The organism is Micromonospora sp. DT15 (assembly GCF_049841475.1).
Classification (GTDB): domain Bacteria; phylum Actinomycetota; class Actinomycetes; order Mycobacteriales; family Micromonosporaceae; genus Micromonospora.
Genome location: NZ_JBNCKJ010000002.1, coordinates 600,104 through 620,323 on the forward strand (window position 1 = coordinate 600,104; position 20,220 = coordinate 620,323).

Genomic DNA, 20,220 nt, shown 5'->3' on the forward strand with positions numbered 1-20,220 from the left:
CATGCCCACCACCGCCACCCCGCAACCCGGGGCCCCGGTCGACCCGTACCGGGCGTACAACTTCCGACTGCTCATCAACGGCGTCACCAACGGCCACTTCACCGAGATGACCGGGTTGGAGGTGAACATCCCCGGGCAGCCGTACCGGGAGCACGGCCTGGGTCGGATGCGGATGGTGCCAGGCCAGGCCGAGTACGAGCCGGTGACGCTGCACTTCGGCCTCACCGCCTCCCGCGAGTTGTGGGACTGGGTGAACGCCACCGCCCAGGGCACCCTCAACCGGCGCAACGTCTCCGTGGTGCTGCTCGACTCGGTCGGGACGGCCGAGGTGCTGCGCTGGAACCTGATCGACGCCTGGCCGACACGGTGGCGCGGGGCACACCTCAACACCCTCAGCCACGAGATCGCCATCGCCTCGCTGACCCTGCGCTACGAGGGCCTGGAGCTGGAGACCGGCGGTGCCACCGCGCCGACGCCCGCGTAGCTGGCTGGCCGGCCGACTGCGCTCGGCGGCCGGAGCGGTGCAGCGCCTCGCCGGGCGGGTCGAGCCTGCCGGCCACCTTCCGCCGCCGTCGCAGACGCCCGAGGCGGCCCCACGCCGTTTCGGGGAACCGCCGCGGCACTGGCTGGACCTGGTCGCCGCCCACGCGCCCGGGCTGCTGCACGACCTGGACCTCGACCCGCCCCCGGCCGGCAACGCCGGGGCCGGGGTCCGGGACGGCGGGCAGGGCGACCCGACCGGTCGAATCGACGCCGAGGGCGCGGACCCGGTCGCGAACGCCAGGTCCGGCAGGCTCAGCGGGCTCGGCGGATCCGGCAGGCTCGGCGGGCTCGGCGGATCCGGCAGGCTCGGCGGGCTCGGCAATGAGGTGGGCGTGGGCGGTCCCGGTGCGAGCGGGGACAACGGGCCGACCAGGTCGCGGGCCGAGGGCCGCACCGGCAGGGCGGGCCGTCCGTCGCGAGCCGGTGACCAGCCCGACGGTACGCGGACCGATGCTGCCGGCCCGCCCGGCGACGGAACGCCCTCGTCCAACTCGGACCTGACCACCCCGCCGGCGGGATCCACCTGGCCGGACGCGTCGACCCCGCCAGCCGGATCGACCTGGCCGGCGGAACCGGGCGCGGCGGTGCCTCCGGTACGGCGGACGGCCCGCGTCGACACCACTGCCCACGACACCACGGCCCCCGACGCCACGGCCCACGATGCCGCGACCGTCGACAGCACGGCCCTTGACGCGAGCGGGCTGCCCCGGGCGGACGGACCCCGACCGCCGGTCCGTTCCATGGTCTTCGGGCCGCACGGTTCGCCGAGCGACCGCCCGCACCGGGTCGAGGCCACCCGAACCACCTCACACCCACTCCGGGACGCACGGCGGTCCGGCGAGGTCGACCACCGGCGTTCCACCGGCGCGATCCCCGCGCGACCCACCACCGACCGGCTCCCGGGTGGCCGCGACGGGTTCGGGGGCCACCCGGACGGTCAGCGCTGGCCCAGGGAGGACCGGAGCGGGCACCCGCGTGGTGATGCGCAGGACGCGGCCTGGACGTCTCGAGGGGACGCAGCGGCTGTGCGGGGCAGCAACGGGAACGGGCCGATCCGGGGCGGGGTCGACCCATCCTGGACCGGGTGGACGGCGACGAGCGCCGAACACCCGTCGGCCTCTGCGCGCGGCGACCTGGATCGCCTGGCGGACGGTGGACCGTGGCTGGCCCTGCCCGGTGAACCGGCGCCACCCGGGCACCCGGCCGCACGGCGCGACGCGGGGACGGGAGCGGCCGGCGGCGGACGACCGACGGGCATCGACGAGCCGCCGCCCCGCCCAGCGGCCCGGAGCGTCGACCCGTGGCCGGCACTGCCCGACGACTCCGCACTGTGGTCGGTCGCCGGGGCGGCGCTGGACGCCGCCCAGCTGACCCGACTGGACCGGGAACAGGCGGGTGACTGATGGAACGCGTCGCCTTCCTCATCGACTCCTCCGGCGTTCGGGTGGACTGCCTGCTCAACCCGGAGACCGTGCAGGTGACCCGGCTCGCCGGCGTACGGCAGCGGGGTGCCGGCGGCGGGCAGCTCACCGGGGCCGGTCTGGCCGACGACCCGCTGGTCTTCACCGGTGGTGGCCGTACCGAGCTGGTGCTCGACCTGCTCTTCGACGTGGACTTCGTGGAGGCGCAACTGCGTCCGGCCGACGTTCGGGTGCTCACCCGTCCGCTGTGGATGTTGGCGGAGAATTCCACTGCCGAGCACGGCTGGCTGCGACCGCCGTTGGTCCGGTTGGTCTGGGGCAAGACCTGGAACGTGCCAGGTGTGATCGTCGCCGTGGCGGAACGGTTCGACGCGTTCACCGGCACCGGGTCGCCGCGGCGGTCCTGGCTGCGGCTGAAGCTGGTCCGCGCCGCCGAGACGGCCGATCAGGCCGAGGCCGGCTTCGCCGAGGAGTTGGCCGCCGCGAGCACCCCGACCGCCGCGCCGGGCAGCGCGGTGATCGCCGCCGGTGACGGCGCGGCCGAGCCGGGTCGCTCCGGTGTGCGTTTCGATCTGCTGGCCAACGACGCGCTGGGCTCGCCGCTGCGCTGGCGGCTGCTGGCCGAACACAACCGGATCACCGATCCCCTGGCCGTGCCGGCCGGCACCACCCTCGCCGTGCCACCGAGCGCCGGCACCGCTCCGGTGACCGGGTTGGCGCGGGCGGTGGCGGGTGTGGTGGGCGCGGGAGCGTCGTACCTGGGCGCCTCGATCGCCGACGCGCCGTGGAACGCGCCGACCGGCCCGACCGCTGCGGCTCCGAGCGCGTCCGGCAGTCCCGGGGGTACGCCGTGACCAGCCTCGCGCCCCGGGCATTGGTCGTCCTGCTGGACGGCGTCGAGCTGGTCGGCGCGGCTCGTCAGCGGGTCCGCTCGGTGCGGGTGGCGGCCCGGCTCAACCAGCCCACCCAGGCCGAACTGGTGCTCGCCACCACCGCCGGGACCGGCGCGTTCGACCCGCCGGTACGCCCCGGCACGGCGCTCGACGTCCGGCTCGCCGACCACGAGGACGCCCTGTTCGCCGGTGAGGTCACCTGCGTGGAGGTGGAGTTCGCCGCCGACGGGGCGGCGGTGCTGCGGTTGCGGGCGTACGACCCACTGCACCGGCTGCGCAAGCGGCAGGGGTTGCGGGTCTTCACCTCGGTGACCGCCGCCGAGCTGGCGCAGGAGTTGTGCGGCGCGGTGGGGCTGGCGGTGACCGCCGAGGTCGACGGCCCTCGGTTGGAGCGGCTGCTCCAGCACCGGCACAGCGACCTTGAGCTGCTGCGCGAGGTGGCCGGCCGGGCCGGGCTGCACCTGGCCGCCGACGGTGACGGTGTCCGGCTGGTCACCCTCGCGGGCTACGGGGAACCGGTCACGTTGACGCTCGGCGCGGGGGTGCACAGCCTGCGGCTGTCCACCAACACCGACCAGGCCAGCGGTGCCAGTGCGGCCCTGGGCTGGCACCCACAGCGGGCCGAGGTGATCAGCCAGCAGGTCGACGAGGCGCGCTGCGGCCGACCCGCCGACGACCGCCCGGACCCTGCCGATGTGGGCGCCGACGGCGTTCGCACCGCTGTGGACCAGCCCGGCCGCAGCGACGACGAGTTGGCGGCGCTGGCCCAGGCCCGCCTCGACAGCCGCGCGGCGGCGCTGGCAACGGCCGAGGGGGTGGCCGAGGGCGACCCGGCGCTACGGCCGGGCCGCCGCGTCGACCTCGGCGGGGTGCCCGACCCGGTCGCCGGCACGTACGTGCTGACCGAGGTCGTGCACACGGTGGACGGCAACGGGCACCTGACCCGGTTCTCCACTGTGCCGCCGGCCACCCCGGCGACCCCGACCGGCGGCGCGGTGGTCACCCTCGGCAGCGTCACTGACGTCGCCGACCCGGACGGGCTGGGCCGGGTCCGGTTGACCCTGCCGGCGTACGGGGACCTGGACGCCGGCTGGCTGGCCGTGCTCTGTCCCGGGGCCGGGCCGGGCAAGGGCCTGGTGGCGCTCCCCGATCCGGGCGACACGGTGCTCGTGGTGCTGCCCGGCGGCGAGCCGGCCTCGGGCATCGTGCTCGGCTCGCTGTTCGGCGCGGTCGAGCCGTACGACGCGGGCATCGACGACGGAAAGGCCCGCCGCTGGACGATGCGCACAGCCGGCGGGCAGTCGATCGTCGTCGACGACGTGCGGCGCAGCCTGCGGCTGGGCACCGAGGGCGGCAGCTTCCTGGAGCTGACCCCCGACCTGGCCACCCTGCACGCGGCGTCCGACCTGGTGATCTCCGCACCCGGCCGGGCCATCGTGGTGCGCGCCCGCAGCGTGGACTTCCTGCACGCCGCCTCGACCGAGGACCCGACCACCGCGGCGGAGCAGGCCCGAACGCTTGCCCGCGCCCACCACGAAGGAGGCGGCTGATGCGCTGGATCCACCGGGACTCCGTGATCACCTGCGATCACGACGGCCGGGTCGAGAACCGGCCCTCGCGGGAGTGGGTGACCGTCACCGGTGTGCCCGTGCTCGTCGACGACGACCCGGAGGGACGCAAGATAGTCGCCTGCCCGAACTACGGCCCGACCATCAAGCCGTGCACCACGACACTCACCGTGCGCGTCGGTTACAGCGACTGGGTTCGCGTCGACGGGCACCGGGTGGTGCTGTCGCACCTGGAGGGGTTCACCAACGGCACACCGCCGGGGCTGGTCAAGCACACGGTGCGCGACCCCCGCCAGCAGTTCCTGGGGGCGGACCGATGAGGGCGTTCCGCTTCGTCGGCGCCGGCTTCGACGCCGGCCGCACCGGCGGGTTGGCGCTCACCGCTGCCGGCGGCCTGGCGATGACCGATGGCGACGAGAGCGTACGGCAGGCGCTGTTCCTGCTCCTGTCGACCACGCCGGGCGAGCGGCTGATGCGACCCGGGTACGGCTCCCGGCTGCACCGGTTGGTCTTCGCGCCCAACGACGACACGACTGCCGGTCTGGCCATTCACTACGTCCGGCAGGCCATCGCCCGGTGGGAGCCCCGGGTCGAGGTGATCGACGTGGACGCCGGGCCGGACCCGGACGACGCGTGGCGCCTGGTGATCCGGTTGGACTACCGGGTGCGGGCCAGCCTGACACCCGGGCAGCTGGTCTTCTCCGTGGATCTGCTCCCCGTCGACGAGCCCGCTGAGGGAGGAGCGTCATGACGCTGCCCGTGCCGCACCTGGACGATCGCGGTTTCCTCGACCTGGTCACCGAGGCCCGGGAACGGATCCGGCAGTCCTGCCCGGCGTGGACCGACCTGTCGGCGCACGACCCCGGCATGGCGCTGGTGGAGACGTTCGCACACCTCACCGAGGTGATGATCTACCGGTTGAACCAGTTGCCGGAGAAGGCGTACGTCTCGTTTCTGAACCTGCTCGGGGTCACCCGGCACGCGCCGACAGCGGCCTGGGCGGACGTCCGGTTCACCCGTACCGGCACCGACCGCGGTGCGGTCCGGATCCCGGCCGGGCTGCGGGTCGCCGCGGCCCGGGGCGCGGACCCCCGGCCGGTCGTGTTCGTCACCACCGAGCCGACGCTGCTGCCCGCCGACGAGACGTCGGTGACGGTGCGGATGCACCACTGCGAACCGGTCGAGGCGGAGCTGCTCGGGGTGGGCACCGGCCAGCCGGGGCAGGTGCTGCGCGCGACGCACGCGCCGCTGACACGCACCGCCGAGGCGCTGGACCTGCTGCTCGGGGTGGAGGTGGCGGCCGGCACCGTCGAGCTGGGCGCGGCGGCCCGCGAGCACGACGGTCGCACGTTCGAGATCTGGCAGCCCGTCGACAGCTTCGCCGGGCTCGGTCCGCAGGCAAAGGCGTACCTGGTCGACCGGTGCTCCGGCACTGTCGTCTTCGCCCCGGCCCTCGACCTGCGCACCCCCGCCGGGACGACCCCGCACGCCGAGGCCACCGCCGACGCGGCCGCACCGATGAGCACCCCGCCGGTGACCGTTGCGGCGGTGCCACCGGCCGGACGGCAGATCCGGCTCTGGTACCGCGCCGGTGGCGGGCCGACCGGCAACGTGGCGGCGGGCACGCTGACCAGCCTGCGCGACCCACTACCCGGGGTACGCGTGGACAACCCCACGCCGGCGGCCGGCGGCCGGGAGATGGAGGCGCTGGAGTCGGTGCTCCTGCGCGGCCCGTACGAGTTCTTCGCCCAGCAACGGGCGGTCACCGCCCGCGACTTCGAGGTCCTCGCGACCAGCTCCGGCGCGGTGGCGCGGGCGCGGGCGTTCACCCGCGCGGCGGTGTACAGCTTCGCCCGGCCGGGCGAGGTCGAGGTGGTGCTCGTGCCGTACGTGCCGGAGGCGGCCCGACCGGGCGGGCGGCTGCCGGTGGCGGTGCTGCGCGAGCACGAGGTGCCCGAGGCGCGCCACCGGGTCGAGGCGGACCTGGAGGAACGCCGGATGGTCGGCATCCGCTCCCGGGCCACCTGGGCACGGTTCAAGGCGGTGTCCGTGCGGGCCCGGGTGGTGGTCCGCCGGGAGGAGGACGTGGACGCGGTCCGCCGCCGCATCCACGACCGGCTGCACCAGACGTTGAGTCCGCTGCCCACCGCGCTCAACCCGACCGGCTGGCCGTTCGGCGAGCCACTGCGGGCGTCCAACGTGTACCGGCTGCTGGAGCACGCCGAGCCGGGGGTGCGCTACGTCGAGTCGGTGCGGTTCGTGGTCGACGAGGCCCCCGACGCCGACGTCCGCGCCCTCGCCGTGGACCAGTACCAGCCGCGCACCTGGTACGCCGGGCGCGGCCCGGTGCTGTTCCGCTCCAGCAACGGAGGCGCCGGTTGGGAACCGGCCGGTCGCTTCGACGACGAGACGGTGCTGCGGGTGGCGCCCGCGCCCGCGCCGGTACGGCCGGGCATCGTCGCGCGTCCCGGCTCGGTGGCCGTGGTGACGCTGCGCGCCTCGGGCGGCTCCCGGGTGCACCTGAGCACCGACCTGGGCGAGACGTGGTCGCTGCTCACCGACCTCGACTCGCGGATCTCCGACGTGGCCTGGCTGGACCGCGACGGCGCGGGCGCGCTGCTGGTGGCCACCGACACCGGCCTGTACGAGGTGTCGCTGCTGCCCGGGGCGGTGCCGTTGCAGATCCTGGTCGACCCGTCCGACGCCGACCGGGGCTTCTACGCGGTCCGCACGTTCGTGTCCGAGCGGGGTGCGCCGGGGGTGGCGGTGGCGGCGCAGGCCAGCTTCGGGGTGTACCTGTCGACGACCGGCGGCCGACCCGGCAGTTTCACCCACGTCGGCCTGGCCAACGTGGACAACCGGGTCCTCGCCGTGCAGTACGACGGCCCAGCCACCCTGCTCTGGAGCGGCGCGGGCGAGCCGGATCCGAAGAAACCCGGGCAGGGCTGCCACCGCACCCGGCTGTTCGAGTCGGATGTGAAGTGGCAGTCGATGCAGAGCGGGTGGATCGGCGGCACCTGCCGGGACCTCGCGTTCGTCGGTCAGCAGGCGGTGGCGGCCACGCAGAGCGGTGGGGTGCTGCGGCTGGACACCCTGGCCGCCCAGCCGCAGTGGCAGGCGGTGTCGGTCAACTGCGGGCTGCCGTTGCGGGACCGGACCCGGTTCGTGCCGGTCGACGCCATCGCGGTGAGCGGCCCGACGGCCGGAAGCGCGGCCGCTGGCGGCACCGGCGCGGCGGAGCGGCTGATCCTGGCCAGCGGCGAACGCGGCGTGCACCGCAGCGCCGACGCCGTCACCTGGACGCCCAGCGCCAACCAGGCCACCGCCGACGTGGTGACCGTCCCCGATACCTGGCTGCTCTGCTCCGGCGAGCACGACATCGAGGTGGTGCGCCAGGATGCGACGTTCGGCGATTGAACGGCTGCTGCCCGCCGCCTACCAGCGGGCCTGCGTGCCCGGCAGCGTGCTCTGGGCGCTGCTGGAGGTGATGGAGGGGCTGCACGCCCCGGACGAGGCGATCCTCGCCGAGGTGGATGCGCTCTTCGACCCGTACCGGGCGCCGGACGGGCTGGTCGTGCGGTTGACCCGCTGGGTGGCGATGGATCACGTGGTGGCCTCGCCCCGGCCGGACACCCCGCTGCCGCTGCCGGTGGGTCGGCTGCGCGACCTGGTGGCCAACGCCGCCCTGCTGGCCCGCTGGCGCGGCACCCCGTACGGGATGCGCCGGGCCCTGGAGTTGGCCACCGGGATGTCGGGCTTCGCCATCGACGAGCCTCCCGAGCGGGCCTTCCACGTCGTGGTGCGGGTGCCGGTCGCCGCCGCCGGTCAGCTCGCCGTGATCACCCGCATCGTCGAGGCGGAGAAACCCGCCTCGGCCACTGTCGAGATCGTCCTGGAAGAGGAGTCGTCATGACCACCGAGTGGGCGGTCGTCGCCGCCGCCGAGCAGTTCACCCTCGACCCGCGCAACAGCGGCGAGCTGACCTTCACCGTCTCCAACCCGGGCAACGCGCCGGACACCGTGGTGTTCGACGTGGCACCCGGTGACGGCTCGCAGCGGGCCTGGTTCACCGTCGCCGAACCCCAACGCGTGGTACCCGGGCAGGGCTCGGTGTCGTTCCTGGTCAAGCTCGCCGTGCCGGCGGGCACCGCGCCCCGGCGCTACGACATGACCGGGTTCGCGTACTCGGCCAACACCGCGCCGGAGGAGAGTTCCCGCTCCAGCGGCCGGGTCACCTACGAGGTGCGGGCGGTCGCGCCGCCACGGCGTACCCCGTGGTTGTGGATCGCCGCCGCGGCGGCGTTGGTGCTGGTGGTGGTCGCCGTGGGGGTGGTGTTGCTGACCCGCGACGGCGAGCCGACCCCCGGCGAGCCGCGGGTGGTCACCGTCGAGGCGGAGAGCCTGGTGGAGGGCGCGCTGGTGGAGTCTCCGAATAAGAGCGCCGCGAAGGTGGAGGCGCAACCCAACTGCTGCGGGGTGACCTGGTCCGGCGACAAGCAGTTGTTCTTCCAGGGGTTGGCCATCGGCGACAAGGTCACCGTGACGGTGCAGATCCCGGCCGACGGCACCTGGCGTTTCGCCACGGTACGCACCACCTCCCTCGACTACGCCAACACCGTCTTCGTCATCGACGGCCGCCCGGTCGGGGGGACGTTCCTCGGCTTCACCCCGACGGTGCGAAAGACGGAGTTCCTGGACGTCGGCACTGTCCAACTCGCCAAGGGCCCGCACCAGGTCACGCTCCTGGTGGTCGGCAAGACGCAGGGAACGAACCGCTACTTCGCGGGCGTCGACGAGATCCGGTTCACCGAGGTCGTGGCGCAGGCCGTGGCGCGATGAGTGGACGGCAGAAGGCGCTGCTGGGACTGTTCGCCGTCCTGCTGGTGGCGCTGTTCGTGGTAGCGGTCGGGGCGGGCCGCGACGACCGGGGGGATCCGGGGGCCCGGCACGGGTTCGTCGACCGGTTGGGCGCGCTGGGCGGCGAGCGGTCCGCCGTGGATCCGCTGACGGTCAGCGCCGACTGCGCCGACGAGACCGGCCGGCTGGCGTTCTCCGGCAGTTGCGTGGTGCGGGTGGCCGATCCCGGCGGGCTGCGCACCCTCGTGCTGCGCAGCACGGCACGGTTCACGGTCGTCGCCCCGGCGCCCGGCGACGCCGACCTGACCATCCGCGACGAGGTCGAGCCGGCCGCGGACGGCACCGGCGCGGTGGCGAAGATCGCCGTCGACCAGGCCACCGAGGTGGGCCTGACCTGCCCCGGCCTGGGCGGCTGCACGGTCGTCGTGGCCACGTCCTGAATCGACAGGGACCGAGAGGAAGGTGCCGCCGTGGGTGACCTGCGCAAGCCGTTCCTGCTGATGGCCATGCTCGCCATCGTCCTGGCGATCGGGGTGGAGCTCGGCGCTGGGCTGCTGCTCGGCGGCGCCGACGCCGGCGCGGCCCTCGCCGACAGCGCCGGCTCGCTGGACGTGGAGATCGACGACGTGTCCGGGGTCAGCGAACCGTCCGGTCGGGGCACCGGCTACCTGGCGCTGATCGACGCGGTGGCGGTCTGGACCACCGGGCTGTTCTGCCTGGGGCTGCTGCTGCCCGAGCGCGTCCAGGGTCGGGTGCAGGGCGTCGCCAGCCTGATCTTCTCGATCATCCTGATCATCGTCGGGTTGGTCGCGCTGGTCGTCGCGTTCGTCGAGCTGATGATCATGGTGTCGCTGTTCCTGGCCGTCCCGTTCGGCACCCTGGCCTATCTGGCGCTGTGGGGCTTCTTCCCGGTCGGTGAGGCGGCGGTGCTGCTCGGGCTGGTGCTGCTGCTCAAGCTGGTGTGGGCCGGGATGCTGGTGCTGGCCCAACCGCGTTTCCTGCAGAACAAGGGCCTCGTCCTGCTGATCCTCACCACCCTGCTGTGCACTGTCGTGCTGGAGTTCCTGCACAACCTGGTGCCGGTGATCCTGGTCAGCATCGTCGACGACGTGGCGGCGCTGGTCTTCGCGATCATCGCGATCATCTGGGGCCTGGTGCTGTTGATCGGCTCCATCCCGGCGATCGTCAAGGCCATCCGGGTAACGGCCGCCCTTCCGAGCCGTTGACCTTTGCGGTATCGGCAGCGCCTGGCTGGATTGTCTGTGACCCTGACGGCGTGGACGAGACGCCGGGCCGCGACGCCGTGGAGCTGCGCGTGCACGGCATCTCCGGCGTCACCGCCGAGCGGATCCTCGACCACCCGATCGTGACCCGGGTCGCCGGGAACACGCATGCGGGCTTCTTCCGGCCCCGGCCGGGCAGCGGCACCGCCGGCGGGGCCACCGACGGGGTTGCCGTCGAGGCGTACCGCTGGGGTTCGCTGACCGCCGGCGCGGCGGTACGGACGGCCTCGATGTTGCTGCTGCTGCCCTTCATGTTGAGCAACCTGGCGATCTGGCTCCGGCCGGCGGGGCACGACAGGTGGGGGCTGCTCGGCCTGCTGTGCCGGGTGCTCGCCGGCACCCTCACGGCCACGTTCGTGCTGGCGGCGGTGGGCGTCACACTCGACCTGGTCGGCTGGCAGTGCGTGCCGTACCCCGGGTGCCGGGCCAGCCGCCCCTACCTGGCCTGGTTGCACACCGTCCCGACCGGGCCCCGGCTGGCCCTGCTGTCGCTCGTTCCCCTGCTGGCGCTGTGGGTCGTCTGGGCCATCGGCACCCGGTCGGCGCGGGCCTTCGAGGGGTTCGGCCCGTCGGCGGCGCAACCCCGGTCCGACGACCGGGACCAGAGCCTCACCGACGCCGGTTTCTGGCAGGACGCGCACGTCACCGGTTGGCTACGGCAGGTCCATGTGGTGCTCGGCATCGGGACGCTGAACGTCGCACTGCTGGCCGGCGTCGCACCGGGCGGGATCGGTCACGTCGTGCTGTTCGTGATCGCCGTCGGCCTGCTCGGGGCTAGCGTGGTGCTCCTCGCCCTGCCCGTGCCGACCAGCCCGGTGCGGGCCCGACGGATCCTGCGAACCCTGTGGGCGACCACAGCGGTGACGACCGTGTTGTGCCTCGGCTCGGCCACGCTGGCGGACGCGACACCGTCCGGCTCGGGCAAGCTGCCCGGGTACGAGGGCGCCGCCGCCGGGGTGGTCGCCACGCAGGGTGTCCTGCTCGTCGTGCTCACCGTCGTCACGTACACCCGCCAGCGTGCCGCCCCCGGCGACGAGCGTCCCGTCCTGCGCGGGCTGGGCACCCCGGTCATGGCTGCGGCGGCGGTGAGCATCGGCGCTGCCTTCACCGCGACTCTGGTCTACCGCGTCGCCGACGCCCTCGACCACGGCGACATCCCCGACCCGATCCGGCCCAACCCGCCGATCGTCGGCCCGCTGGACCCGCCGGTGGCCTACTGGTGGGCAGCGCTCGCCGGGCTCGCCGCGCTGCTGATCGGCGCGGCGGTGACCTCGGTGACCCTCCTGCTGAGCCGGCGACGGCGACGGCGGTTGGCGGCACGGATCATCGAACGGGACTACCCCGACGTGCCGGCGGCGGACGCGCACCGGCTGCGCCTGGTCCGGGAGACCATCGCCCGGTCCCGGGTCACCGAGGAGCTCGGCCCGGTGCTGCTCGCGTTCCTGTTGATCGCGTCGCTCGGGCTGGCCACCGTCGCCTTCGACGTGATCGGGATCGGTCCCACCCAGCTCGCGGACCGGCTGGGCGGGGACGGCCGCGCGGCCGTCGTGCTCGCCTACGTCACCGACGCCGGTGTCTGGGTGATCAGCCTGCTGGTGATCTGCCTGCTGATCCTCGGGTTCCGCGCGTACCGGTCGGCGCAGACCCGGCGGGTGGTGGCGGTGCTGTGGGACCTGGGCACCTTCTGGCCCCGGACGGTCCACCCGTTCGCGCCGCCCTGCTACGCCGCCCGCGCCGTCCCGGAGCTGGCGAAACGGGTCACCGGGCTCACCGCGCGGGGCCCGGTGGTCATCTCCGGGCACAGCCACGGCTCGGTGCTCGCCGCCGCCACCATCCTGCACCTACCGCCGGCCGTGCTGACCCGGGTGTCGCTGTTGACCTACGGGTCACCGCTGCGGCGCACCTACGCGCGGCTCTACCCCGCGTACTTCGGACCGCGGACGCTGCACGACCTGGGTGGGCGGATCGGATGGCGGTGGCGCAACCTGTGGCGGGACACCGACCCGATCGGCGGGCCGATCTTCCCTCCGGTCTCGCCCGGAACACCGCCGGACGTCGACGTCCGACTGCGTGATCCCCGCAGCCTGACCATCGACCCGGCGGACACCGTGCCGCCGCCGATCGAAGGACACTGGCCGTACCACACCCAGGCCGCGTACCAGGTCGCGATCCGTGAGCTGATCGACCGGTCCGGTTGATCCGCACTCACGGCGTCAGCGCGACCAGGGCCGTCACCGCGTCCCGGTCCAGGGTCCCGTCGGCCACCCACACCCGGTATTGGCCGTGCCGGCTCCCACCGGCCGGCACCACCGCCGGACGGTCGAACGCGAACGCCACACAGACCCCCGGATACATCCCGGTCCGCACGAACCACCTGTCGTCGCGGCCGAGCCCCGAGAAGACCAGGGTGTACGCCCCGCCGCCCGACCGGGCGCCGGTCAGCGCGAGCCACGACGCCGCGCTGCCGTTGACCGTCTCCTCCCCGACCGCGTCGGCGGTGAACACCGCCGGTTCGCCGTCGGCGGCGGCCCGCCAGAAGAACCCGCCGTAGCCGGCCCCACCCGGGCGGCCGTTGGTGGCCGGACTGCCCAGCGGGATCTCCCGGTCGTCCGGGGCGACGAGGACGGACTCCACGTCGAGGCGCCAGGCGTCCGGCGTGACCACCGACGCGGCGAGCCACCTCCGCTCGGTCAGCAGCACCCCGCCGGTCCGGTCGCGCCACTGGAGATCGTGCGCGTACCGGCCCGGGGACCGTTCGACCTCACCGGTGTGCGCGATGACGCCGTGGTCGTCGCGCCAGGTGTAGCCGACGTCGCGGACGTAGGTGCGCCCGCCCCAGAGGTTGCTGCCGTCGACGTCCTGGACCGCGAGGGACGCGCCGAGGTGCCACACGTGGTCGGCGGGGAGCGCGTCGGTGACCACCGTTCCGCCGAGCGTACGCACCGGGTGCAGGTACGGCCGGGGACCGTGCCGCGCGTCCAGCGCCGGGTCGAGCACGTACTCGGCCACCTCCGTGGCCCCGACCGTCAGCCGCACCGGCTCCCCGCTCACGGCAGCTCCCCAGGACCGGCGACGGCGACGGAGACCGGCCGGCGATTGGCGACGGCGTGCAGGGCTGCCACCGTGTAGCCGGCGAGGATCGGCACCGCGACCGGGGTGACCAGGACGGTGAGCAGCCCGGCGAGCGTGACGAGCCCGGTGAGCGCCGCCCAGCGGGAGGGCACGTCGAGGCAGGCGCGCGCGGCGGAGCGGGCCGAGGCCCGCCACCGCACGCCCCCGTTGCCGCCCACCTCGACGACGACCAGCCCGGCGTACCCGGCCAGGCCGGCCGCGACCAGCGCCGTCACCAGCAGCGCAGCCGGCCCGCCCGGCACCCGGCCGGTGGCCAGCGCCGCCAGGTCGGCGGCGAGCAGCGCGGTGGCGGCGAGCGCGAGCAGGCTGACCGGCACACCGGGCAGCACCGCGCGGCCGAACCGGCGCGCTGTCGTGCGTGCCGAGGGCCAACTGCCGGTACGCGTCCAGTCGTGCACCGCCGCGCTGGCCGTTCCCGCCGCCGCGGCGGCGGTGAGCAGGGGGACCGCCGCGAGGGTCAGCAGGATGCCCAGCAGTGCCAGGTCCGCGGCGTCGCGGGCGACGTCGCGCCAGTCCCGCCGCCCGCCGGTGTCCACAGGTTCAGCCCTTGATGCCACTGGTGTTGATCCCCTCGACGAGCATCCGCTGGAACGCGACGAAGAACAGGAAGACCGGCAGCAGCGACAGCACCGACATGGCGAACATCGGGCCGACCGCGCTCTGGCTGGTCGAGTCGATGAACAGGGTCAGCGCGACCGGGACGGTGTAGTCCTCCAGTTGGGACAGGAAGACCAGTTGGCGGAAGAAGTCGTTCCAGGTCCAGATGAACGAGAAGATCGCCGTGGTGACCAGCGCCGGGCGGCTCAGCGGCAGGATGATGTGCCGGAAGATGCCGAACGGGCCGGCGCCGTCGATGCGGGCCGCCTCGTCCAGCTCCCGGGGTACGCCCCGCATGAACTGCACCATGAGGAAGACGAAGAACGCCTCGGTGGCCAGGAACTGCGGGATGAGCAGCGGCAGGTACGGCCAGTCACCGCCGACCAGCCCGAGCGTGCGGAACAGGATGTACTGCGGCACGATCAACACGTGCTGCGGCAGCAGCAGCGTGCCGATCATGACGGCGAACCACATGCCGCGCAGCCGGAACCGCAGCCGGGCGAAGGCGTACGCGGCCAGCAGGCAGGAGAACCCGTTGCCGATGACGGTGAGCAGGCTGACCATGGCGCTGTTGAGGAAGAACCGGCCGAAGCTGACGTCGAAGTTGGACCACCCGGCGGTGTAGTTGCCCGGGGTGAACCGTTCGGGCAGCAGCCCGACGTTGTTGACGATCTCCTCCTGGGACTTCAGCGAGGTGCCCACCATCCAGATCAGCGGGTAGAGCACCACGGCGACGATCGCCACCAGGATCAGCAGTCGCAGCACGGGCCGGCCGCCGGGGCGTCGGCGCACGTTCGGCGGCGCTGCGGTCGTCGGGGTCACCGCCACCATCACCGGTCCTCCCCGTCGGAGTAGTGCACCCAGAACCGTCCGGTGCTGAAGAAGATCGCGGTGATGACCGCGATGGCGAGCAAAAACACCCAGGCCATCGCCGAGGCGTAGCCCATGTTGAGGTCGGTGAAGCCGGTGATGTAGAGGTTCAGCGTGTACATCAGGGTGGAGTCGACCGGCCCGCCGGTGCCGTTGCTGAGCACGAACGCGGCGGTGAAGCCCTGGAAGCCGTTGATGGTCTCCAGCACCAGGTTGAAGAAGATGACCGGGGAGAGCATCGGCAGGGTGACGTTGCGGAACTGGCGGAACCGGCCGGCCCCGTCGACGGACGCGGCCTCGTACAGCTCGGTGGGCACCTGCTTGAGCCCGGCCAGGAAGATCACCATCGGTGCGCCGAACTGCCAGATGGCCAGCACCATCAGTGTTTCGAGGGCCCAGTCGGGGTCGTTGACCCACGGTTTGCCGGTGATGCCGAAAAGACTCAGCAGCGAGTTGAACGCGCCGTCGCGGTTGAACATGTTGACCCAGACGATGGCGAGCGCGACGCTGCCGCCGAGCAGGGACGGCAGGTAGAACAGCCCGCGGAACAACCCGACGCCGCGCCAGGCGCGGTTGAGCAGCAGCGCCACGCCGAGCGCCGCGGCCAGCTTCAGCGGTACGGCGATCAACGCGAAGGTCAGCGTGACCCGCACCGCGTGCCAGTACGACGGGTCGGCGGTGAACATCCGCTCGTAGTTGGCCAACCCCACCCACTCCACCTCGGAGAAGGGGGTGAGGATGTCGTAGTTGGTGAAGCTCAGGTAGAGCGACAGCAGCATGGGGATCGCCGTGACACCCATCAGGCCGATGAGCCACGGCGACAGGAAGACGTACCCCGCCAGACCTTCGCTGTGCCGGATCCGTGGGGGGCCCCCCCCCCGCGGGGGGCCCCCCCCCACGGATCCGGGGCCGCGTCGGGTCGGGTCGGGCGCCGTGGTCAACGCCACGAACAGCTCCTCTCCTCGCCTCGCCTCGCGGGCGGTCAGGCGATGGCGGACTTGCACGCCTCGATGAACTGGGTGGCGGCCTCGGCGGGGGTGGCCCGGCCGTACTGCGCGTTCTCGGCGGCCTTGATCAGCTCGGACTTCACCTTGCTGTGGCCCTTGATCGGCACCTGCGGCGACTCGCCGAACTTCTGGGTCAGCTCCGCCTCGACGGCGATGGACTGCTTCATGGCCGGGTCGGTGGTGTCGTCGCTGACCACCCGGCGCAGGTCCAGGTTGGACGGCAGACCACGGTCGGTGCCGAGCAGCTTGACCGCTTCGACGTCGTTGTTCAGGAAGTTGATCACGTCGACGGCGACGTCCTTGTTCTTGCTGCCCTTGAACACCGACCAGTACATCGAGGCACGGGCCCACTGCGCGCTCGGGTCACCGGGGTAGGCGATCACGCCCAGTTCGTCCTTGGTGTTCTTCTTCAGGTCCGGCATCTGGTTGGCCCAGACCCAGGAGGTCGCCGACTTGCCGGTGACCACCAACTGCTTGGTGACGTCGCTGGAGTTGCCCTCGTGGATGACGTCGGCGCTCGGGGTGGCCTTGCGGTCCCGGGCGCCCTTCCACAGGTCGAACCACTTGGTCACGTCCTCGGCCGTGAAGCCCAGCTCCTTGCCCTTGTAGAGGTCCTTGCCCTGTTGGCGCAGCCAGACCCAGAACGCCTTGTAGTCGGCGCTCGGGTCCTGGGTGCCGGGCACCTTGGTCTTCGCGGTGACCTGCTCGGCCCAGGCGATGTGCTGCTCCCAGCTCATACCGGTGGTCGGCTCGGGCAGGTTGTGCTTGGTCAGCAGCGTCTTGTTGTAGACCAGACCCTGGGTGTTCTCCCCGGCTGCCAGGCCGGCGAGCTTGCCGTCGACGACGCCGTACTTCCACAGGCTCTCGGGGAACTTGGAGGTGTCCAGCTTCCCGGACTCCTGGTACGAGGTCAGGTCGAGCGTGGTGTTGCGGGCCGCGTACTCGGCGAGGTAGTTGTCGTCGATCTGGAACAGGTCCGGCGGATTGCCGCCGGCGGTGAGGGTGGCCAGCTTGTCGAAGTAGCCCTGGTTGGCCTGCCAGGTCTTCTCGAAGGTCACGTTCGGGTGCTTCTTGGTGTAGAGCGCCAGCGCGTCCTCGGTCAGCTTGGCCCGGGCGTCGCCGCCCCACCAGAAGATCGAGAGCTTCACCGGCGCGTTCGGGTCGGCGGCGCCGCCGTCGTCGTCTCCGCAGGCGGCAGCGCCGAACATCAGCGGTGCGGCGACCGTCACGGCGAGCAGGCCACGCAGCAGGTGCCGCCGGGGCAGCGGGGTACGGTGGGCGCGCCCGACGGACGCGTCAGTGGTGGGGGGCGTTGCGGGGTGCATGTGCGCTCACTCCTCGGCATTAGGAGGCGACGGCGTCACCGGTGGCCGCAGTCGGGATGCCCGGGTCCGCAGGGCAATGCGGGCCCGGGCCACGTGGTGCGGCCAGGGGACGTGCCGGTCGGGCGTACGGGCCCGGGCCGGTCGAGTCGCGGATGACCAGGTCGGTCTGGAGCATTACCTGTGCGGTGGTACGACGGACGCCGAGCGCCGTGCCGGCACCGGACCCCCGCGCACCGCGCGGTGACTCGATGTCCTGTTGCAGCAGCATGTCGACGGCCGTCCGGCCGGCGGCCCCGGTGGGTGTGGCCACCGTCGTCAGTTTGGGTCGGGTCAGCCGGCTCAGGGTGATGTCGTCGACCCCGACGACGCTCACCTCCTGCGGCACCCGGACCCCGAGCGCGTCCAGCCCCTCGATCAGGCCGATCGCCATCAGGTCGTTGTAGGCGAGCACTGCCGACACACCGCTGCGTCGCACCTGCTCGGCGACGGCGGAACCGCCGACCTCGGTGGGCGCGTTGGGGCCGAGCATGGTCAGCTCCGCGCCACCGGCTCGGGCGGCCGCGCCGGCGGCACGGCGCATCTCCCGGTTGGTCCACGAGCTGCGCGGGCCACCGAGCAGCGCGATGCTGCGGTGTCCCAGGCCGACCAGGTGCTCGATCGCCGACCGGGCGCCCTGCCCGACGTCCATCAGCACGCAGGGCAGGCCGGTCACCTGACGGTTCACCACGACCAGTGGCACCTCGCGGCTGAGCTGCTCGATCAGGCTGTTGCTCATCCGGGGGCTGCACAGCAGCACCCCGTCCACCTGCTTGGCCAGCGCGTGGACCAGTTCTTCCTCGGCGGTCGGGTCCTCGTTGGTGTCGGCCACGAAGACGTGGTAGTCGCGGTGCCGGGCCTGACTCTCCGCCGCCTTGATCAGCGGCGGGAAGAACGGGTTCGCGATGTCCGCGATGATCAGCCCGATGTTGTGCGTCCGCCCGGTGATCAGGGCTCGGGCGGCGCGGTTGGGCCGATAGCCCAGGTCCTCCGCGCAGGCCAGCACCCGGACCCGGGTCTCCGGGTTGACCAGGTGGGGAGCGGAGAAGGTGCGGGACACGGTGGAGATGTGCACACCGGACGCCCGGGCGACGTCCCGGATGGTGACTGGCACGGCGGCCCCTTCGTCCGATGTGGTGGCGGTCACGCAGGTGTGGCCCATTAATGCAAACGGTTGCGCCAGTGTCAACGGTCAATGATTACGGCTTCGTTGCACCCACACTCCCCTTGGTCACCTGCAACCCCTCAAACGCCGACAAATGACGCCGATCACGCCGTCTTCGTTGACGTGAACGCATCGATCGTGATTACTTCACTGCAAACCTTTGCAGCACCCACGGGAGGCGACCGCATGTCACCGAGAGCCGCCGGACGGGTCCGGTACGCCGTCGTGGGCACCGGGGCGCGAGCCGAGATGTTCGTCCGGGCGCTGGTGCTCGACCACGCCGACACCACCGAGCTGGTCGCCTTCGCCGACGTGAACCAGGCCCGGATGGACGCGCACAACCGCTGGCTGGGCGAGCTGGGTCACCGCCCGGTGACCACGTACCCGGCCGGTGACTTCGCGACCATGCTGGACGCCGAACGCGTCGACGTCGTCCTGGTCACCAGCGTGGACGTCACCCACGACGAGTACGTGGTGGCAGCGCTGCGCGCCGGCCGGGAGGTCGTCACCGAGAAGCCGATGACAGTGGACGCGGCCCGCTGCCGGCGGATCCTGGACGCGGTCGCCGAGACCGGCGGGCGGGTGACAGTCGCCTTCAACTACCGCTACAACCCGCTGCACGAACAGGTTCGCCGGCTGCTCGCCGAGGGCGCGGTCGGCGAGATCGGCTCGGTGCACTTCGAGTGGCTGCTCGACGTCCGCCACGGCGCCGACTACTTCCGCCGTTGGCACCGCGACAAGGCCACCTCCGGCGGGCTGATGGTGCACAAGGCCAGCCACCACTTCGACCTGGTCAACTGGTGGCTGGCCGCCACGCCCGTCGAGGTCTACGCGGCCGGCCGACTCTTCTTCTACGGCGAGGACGGTCGCCGGCACGGGTACGCCCGCGACTACGACCGGGCGCACGGCTCCCCCGCCGCCGCCGACGACCCGTTCGCCCTGCGGCTGGACGCGCATCCCCGGCTGCGCGAGCTGTACCTCGACGCCGAGGCCGAGGACGGCTACCAGCGCGACCGCAACGTCTTCGCGCCCGGGGTGAGCATCGAGGACGACATGGCGGTGCTGGCCCGCTACTCCACCGGCGCCACCATGACCTACCACCTCACCGCGTACGCGCCCTGGGAGGGCTACCGGGTGATGGTCAACGGCAGCCGGGGCCGACTGGAGCTGAACGTGGCCGAGAACGACTACGTCGACCGGGGCACCGCCGGCGCGGTCAAGGGCGCCGCGCTGCACGGTGCCGAGGCGCCGGCCGAGGGCGGTGGTGCGACGCTTACCCTGCGCCCGTTCTGGGCCCCGCCCCGGCAGATCCCGGTGGAGGGCCGCAGCCGGCACGGGCACGGCGGCGCGGACGCCCGGATGACCGGGGTGCTCCTCGGCGGTCAACCCGACCCGTTGGGCCGCGCCGCGACCGCCGACGACGGCGCGTTGGCCCTGCTCACCGGCCTGGCCGCCAACCGATCCTTCGAGACCGGCCAACCCGTCCGCGTCGCCGACCTGCTCACCCCCCGCTGACACAGGAG

Annotated in this window: 19 protein-coding genes; 13 read left to right on the forward strand and 6 right to left on the reverse strand. The window is 72.9% G+C overall.

The window, feature by feature from the left end; genetic code table 11:
• The first annotated feature begins 1 nt into the window (after position 1).
• The 12 genes from ACLQ3F_RS06950 to ACLQ3F_RS07005 are packed head-to-tail and all read left to right on the forward strand — an operon-like array spanning position 2 to position 12,763.
• The gene (locus ACLQ3F_RS06950; protein ID WP_030327509.1) at positions 2-484 is read left to right on the forward strand and encodes a phage tail protein; all 483 of its coding nucleotides are present in this window, start codon (positions 2-4) and stop codon (positions 482-484) included.
• On the forward strand, positions 459-1,946 hold the full coding sequence (locus tag ACLQ3F_RS06955) for a hypothetical protein (protein WP_425847219.1): 1,488 nt from the start codon (positions 459-461) through the stop codon (positions 1,944-1,946). Before ACLQ3F_RS06950 ends, ACLQ3F_RS06955 begins: the two co-directional genes overlap by 26 nt.
• Positions 1,946-2,818: a hypothetical protein gene (locus tag ACLQ3F_RS06960; RefSeq protein WP_355007390.1), complete on the forward strand. Its 873-nt coding sequence runs from the start codon at positions 1,946-1,948 to the stop codon at positions 2,816-2,818. Before ACLQ3F_RS06955 ends, ACLQ3F_RS06960 begins: the two co-directional genes overlap by 1 nt.
• Entirely contained in the window at positions 2,815-4,407 is a 1,593-nt protein-coding gene (locus ACLQ3F_RS06965) for a contractile injection system protein, VgrG/Pvc8 family (protein ID WP_425847221.1), read from the forward strand. The genes ACLQ3F_RS06960 and ACLQ3F_RS06965 overlap by 4 nt, the downstream gene beginning before the upstream one ends.
• A complete protein-coding gene (locus ACLQ3F_RS06970; RefSeq protein ID WP_355007388.1) occupies positions 4,407-4,745 on the forward strand; it encodes a hypothetical protein in 339 nt (112 codons plus the stop codon). Before ACLQ3F_RS06965 ends, ACLQ3F_RS06970 begins: the two co-directional genes overlap by 1 nt.
• Entirely contained in the window at positions 4,742-5,176 is a 435-nt protein-coding gene (locus tag ACLQ3F_RS06975) for a GPW/gp25 family protein (RefSeq protein WP_357199255.1), read from the forward strand. The genes ACLQ3F_RS06970 and ACLQ3F_RS06975 overlap by 4 nt, the downstream gene beginning before the upstream one ends.
• Positions 5,173-7,842 (forward strand): putative baseplate assembly protein, encoded by a 2,670-nt coding sequence (locus ACLQ3F_RS06980; RefSeq protein ID WP_425847223.1) that lies wholly within the window; start codon positions 5,173-5,175, stop codon positions 7,840-7,842. Before ACLQ3F_RS06975 ends, ACLQ3F_RS06980 begins: the two co-directional genes overlap by 4 nt.
• Positions 7,823-8,338, forward strand: coding sequence for a phage tail protein (locus ACLQ3F_RS06985; RefSeq protein WP_425847224.1), 516 nt, complete (start codon positions 7,823-7,825; stop codon positions 8,336-8,338). Before ACLQ3F_RS06980 ends, ACLQ3F_RS06985 begins: the two co-directional genes overlap by 20 nt.
• On the forward strand, positions 8,335-9,264 hold the full coding sequence (locus tag ACLQ3F_RS06990; protein ID WP_425847225.1) for a hypothetical protein: 930 nt from the start codon (positions 8,335-8,337) through the stop codon (positions 9,262-9,264). The genes ACLQ3F_RS06985 and ACLQ3F_RS06990 overlap by 4 nt, the downstream gene beginning before the upstream one ends.
• Complete coding sequence (locus ACLQ3F_RS06995; protein ID WP_425847227.1) at positions 9,261-9,722, forward strand: hypothetical protein; 462 nt, start codon at positions 9,261-9,263, stop codon at positions 9,720-9,722. The genes ACLQ3F_RS06990 and ACLQ3F_RS06995 overlap by 4 nt, the downstream gene beginning before the upstream one ends.
• 30 nt (positions 9,723-9,752) lie before the next feature.
• Positions 9,753-10,508, forward strand: a complete 756-nt coding sequence (locus tag ACLQ3F_RS07000) for a hypothetical protein (RefSeq protein ID WP_425847229.1) — start codon at positions 9,753-9,755, stop codon at positions 10,506-10,508.
• 50 nt (positions 10,509-10,558) lie between these two features.
• Positions 10,559-12,763, forward strand: coding sequence for a hypothetical protein (locus ACLQ3F_RS07005; RefSeq protein WP_425847231.1), 2,205 nt, complete (start codon positions 10,559-10,561; stop codon positions 12,761-12,763).
• Between the two features lie 7 nt (positions 12,764-12,770).
• Here ACLQ3F_RS07005 and ACLQ3F_RS07010 read toward each other — a convergent pair whose 3' ends face one another.
• From ACLQ3F_RS07010 to ACLQ3F_RS07035, 6 genes are read right to left on the reverse strand one after another with little or no spacing between them, the layout of a single operon-like run.
• Positions 12,771-13,616: a PmoA family protein gene (locus ACLQ3F_RS07010; protein WP_425847232.1), complete on the reverse strand. Its 846-nt coding sequence runs from the start codon at positions 13,614-13,616 to the stop codon at positions 12,771-12,773.
• On the reverse strand, positions 13,613-14,233 hold the full coding sequence (locus ACLQ3F_RS07015) for a hypothetical protein (protein WP_425847234.1): 621 nt from the start codon (positions 14,231-14,233) through the stop codon (positions 13,613-13,615). Before ACLQ3F_RS07015 ends, ACLQ3F_RS07010 begins: the two co-directional genes overlap by 4 nt.
• A 4-nt stretch (positions 14,234-14,237) precedes the next feature.
• Complete coding sequence (locus tag ACLQ3F_RS07020; protein WP_425847235.1) at positions 14,238-15,125, reverse strand: carbohydrate ABC transporter permease; 888 nt, start codon at positions 15,123-15,125, stop codon at positions 14,238-14,240.
• Positions 15,125-16,111 (reverse strand): carbohydrate ABC transporter permease, encoded by a 987-nt coding sequence (locus ACLQ3F_RS07025; RefSeq protein ID WP_425847236.1) that lies wholly within the window; start codon positions 16,109-16,111, stop codon positions 15,125-15,127. Before ACLQ3F_RS07025 ends, ACLQ3F_RS07020 begins: the two co-directional genes overlap by 1 nt.
• A gap of 35 nt (positions 16,112-16,146) precedes the next feature.
• Complete coding sequence (locus ACLQ3F_RS07030; RefSeq protein WP_425847238.1) at positions 16,147-17,496, reverse strand: ABC transporter substrate-binding protein; 1,350 nt, start codon at positions 17,494-17,496, stop codon at positions 16,147-16,149.
• Positions 17,497-17,515: 19 nt separating this feature from the next.
• The gene (locus ACLQ3F_RS07035) at positions 17,516-18,646 is read right to left on the reverse strand and encodes a LacI family DNA-binding transcriptional regulator (RefSeq protein WP_238688794.1); all 1,131 of its coding nucleotides are present in this window, start codon (positions 18,644-18,646) and stop codon (positions 17,516-17,518) included.
• 237 nt (positions 18,647-18,883) lie between these two features.
• On the opposite strand from ACLQ3F_RS07035, the gene ACLQ3F_RS07040 reads away from it, so the two are divergent.
• On the forward strand, positions 18,884-20,212 hold the full coding sequence (locus tag ACLQ3F_RS07040; protein WP_425847239.1) for a Gfo/Idh/MocA family protein: 1,329 nt from the start codon (positions 18,884-18,886) through the stop codon (positions 20,210-20,212).
• The last annotated feature ends 8 nt before the right edge of the window (positions 20,213-20,220 follow it).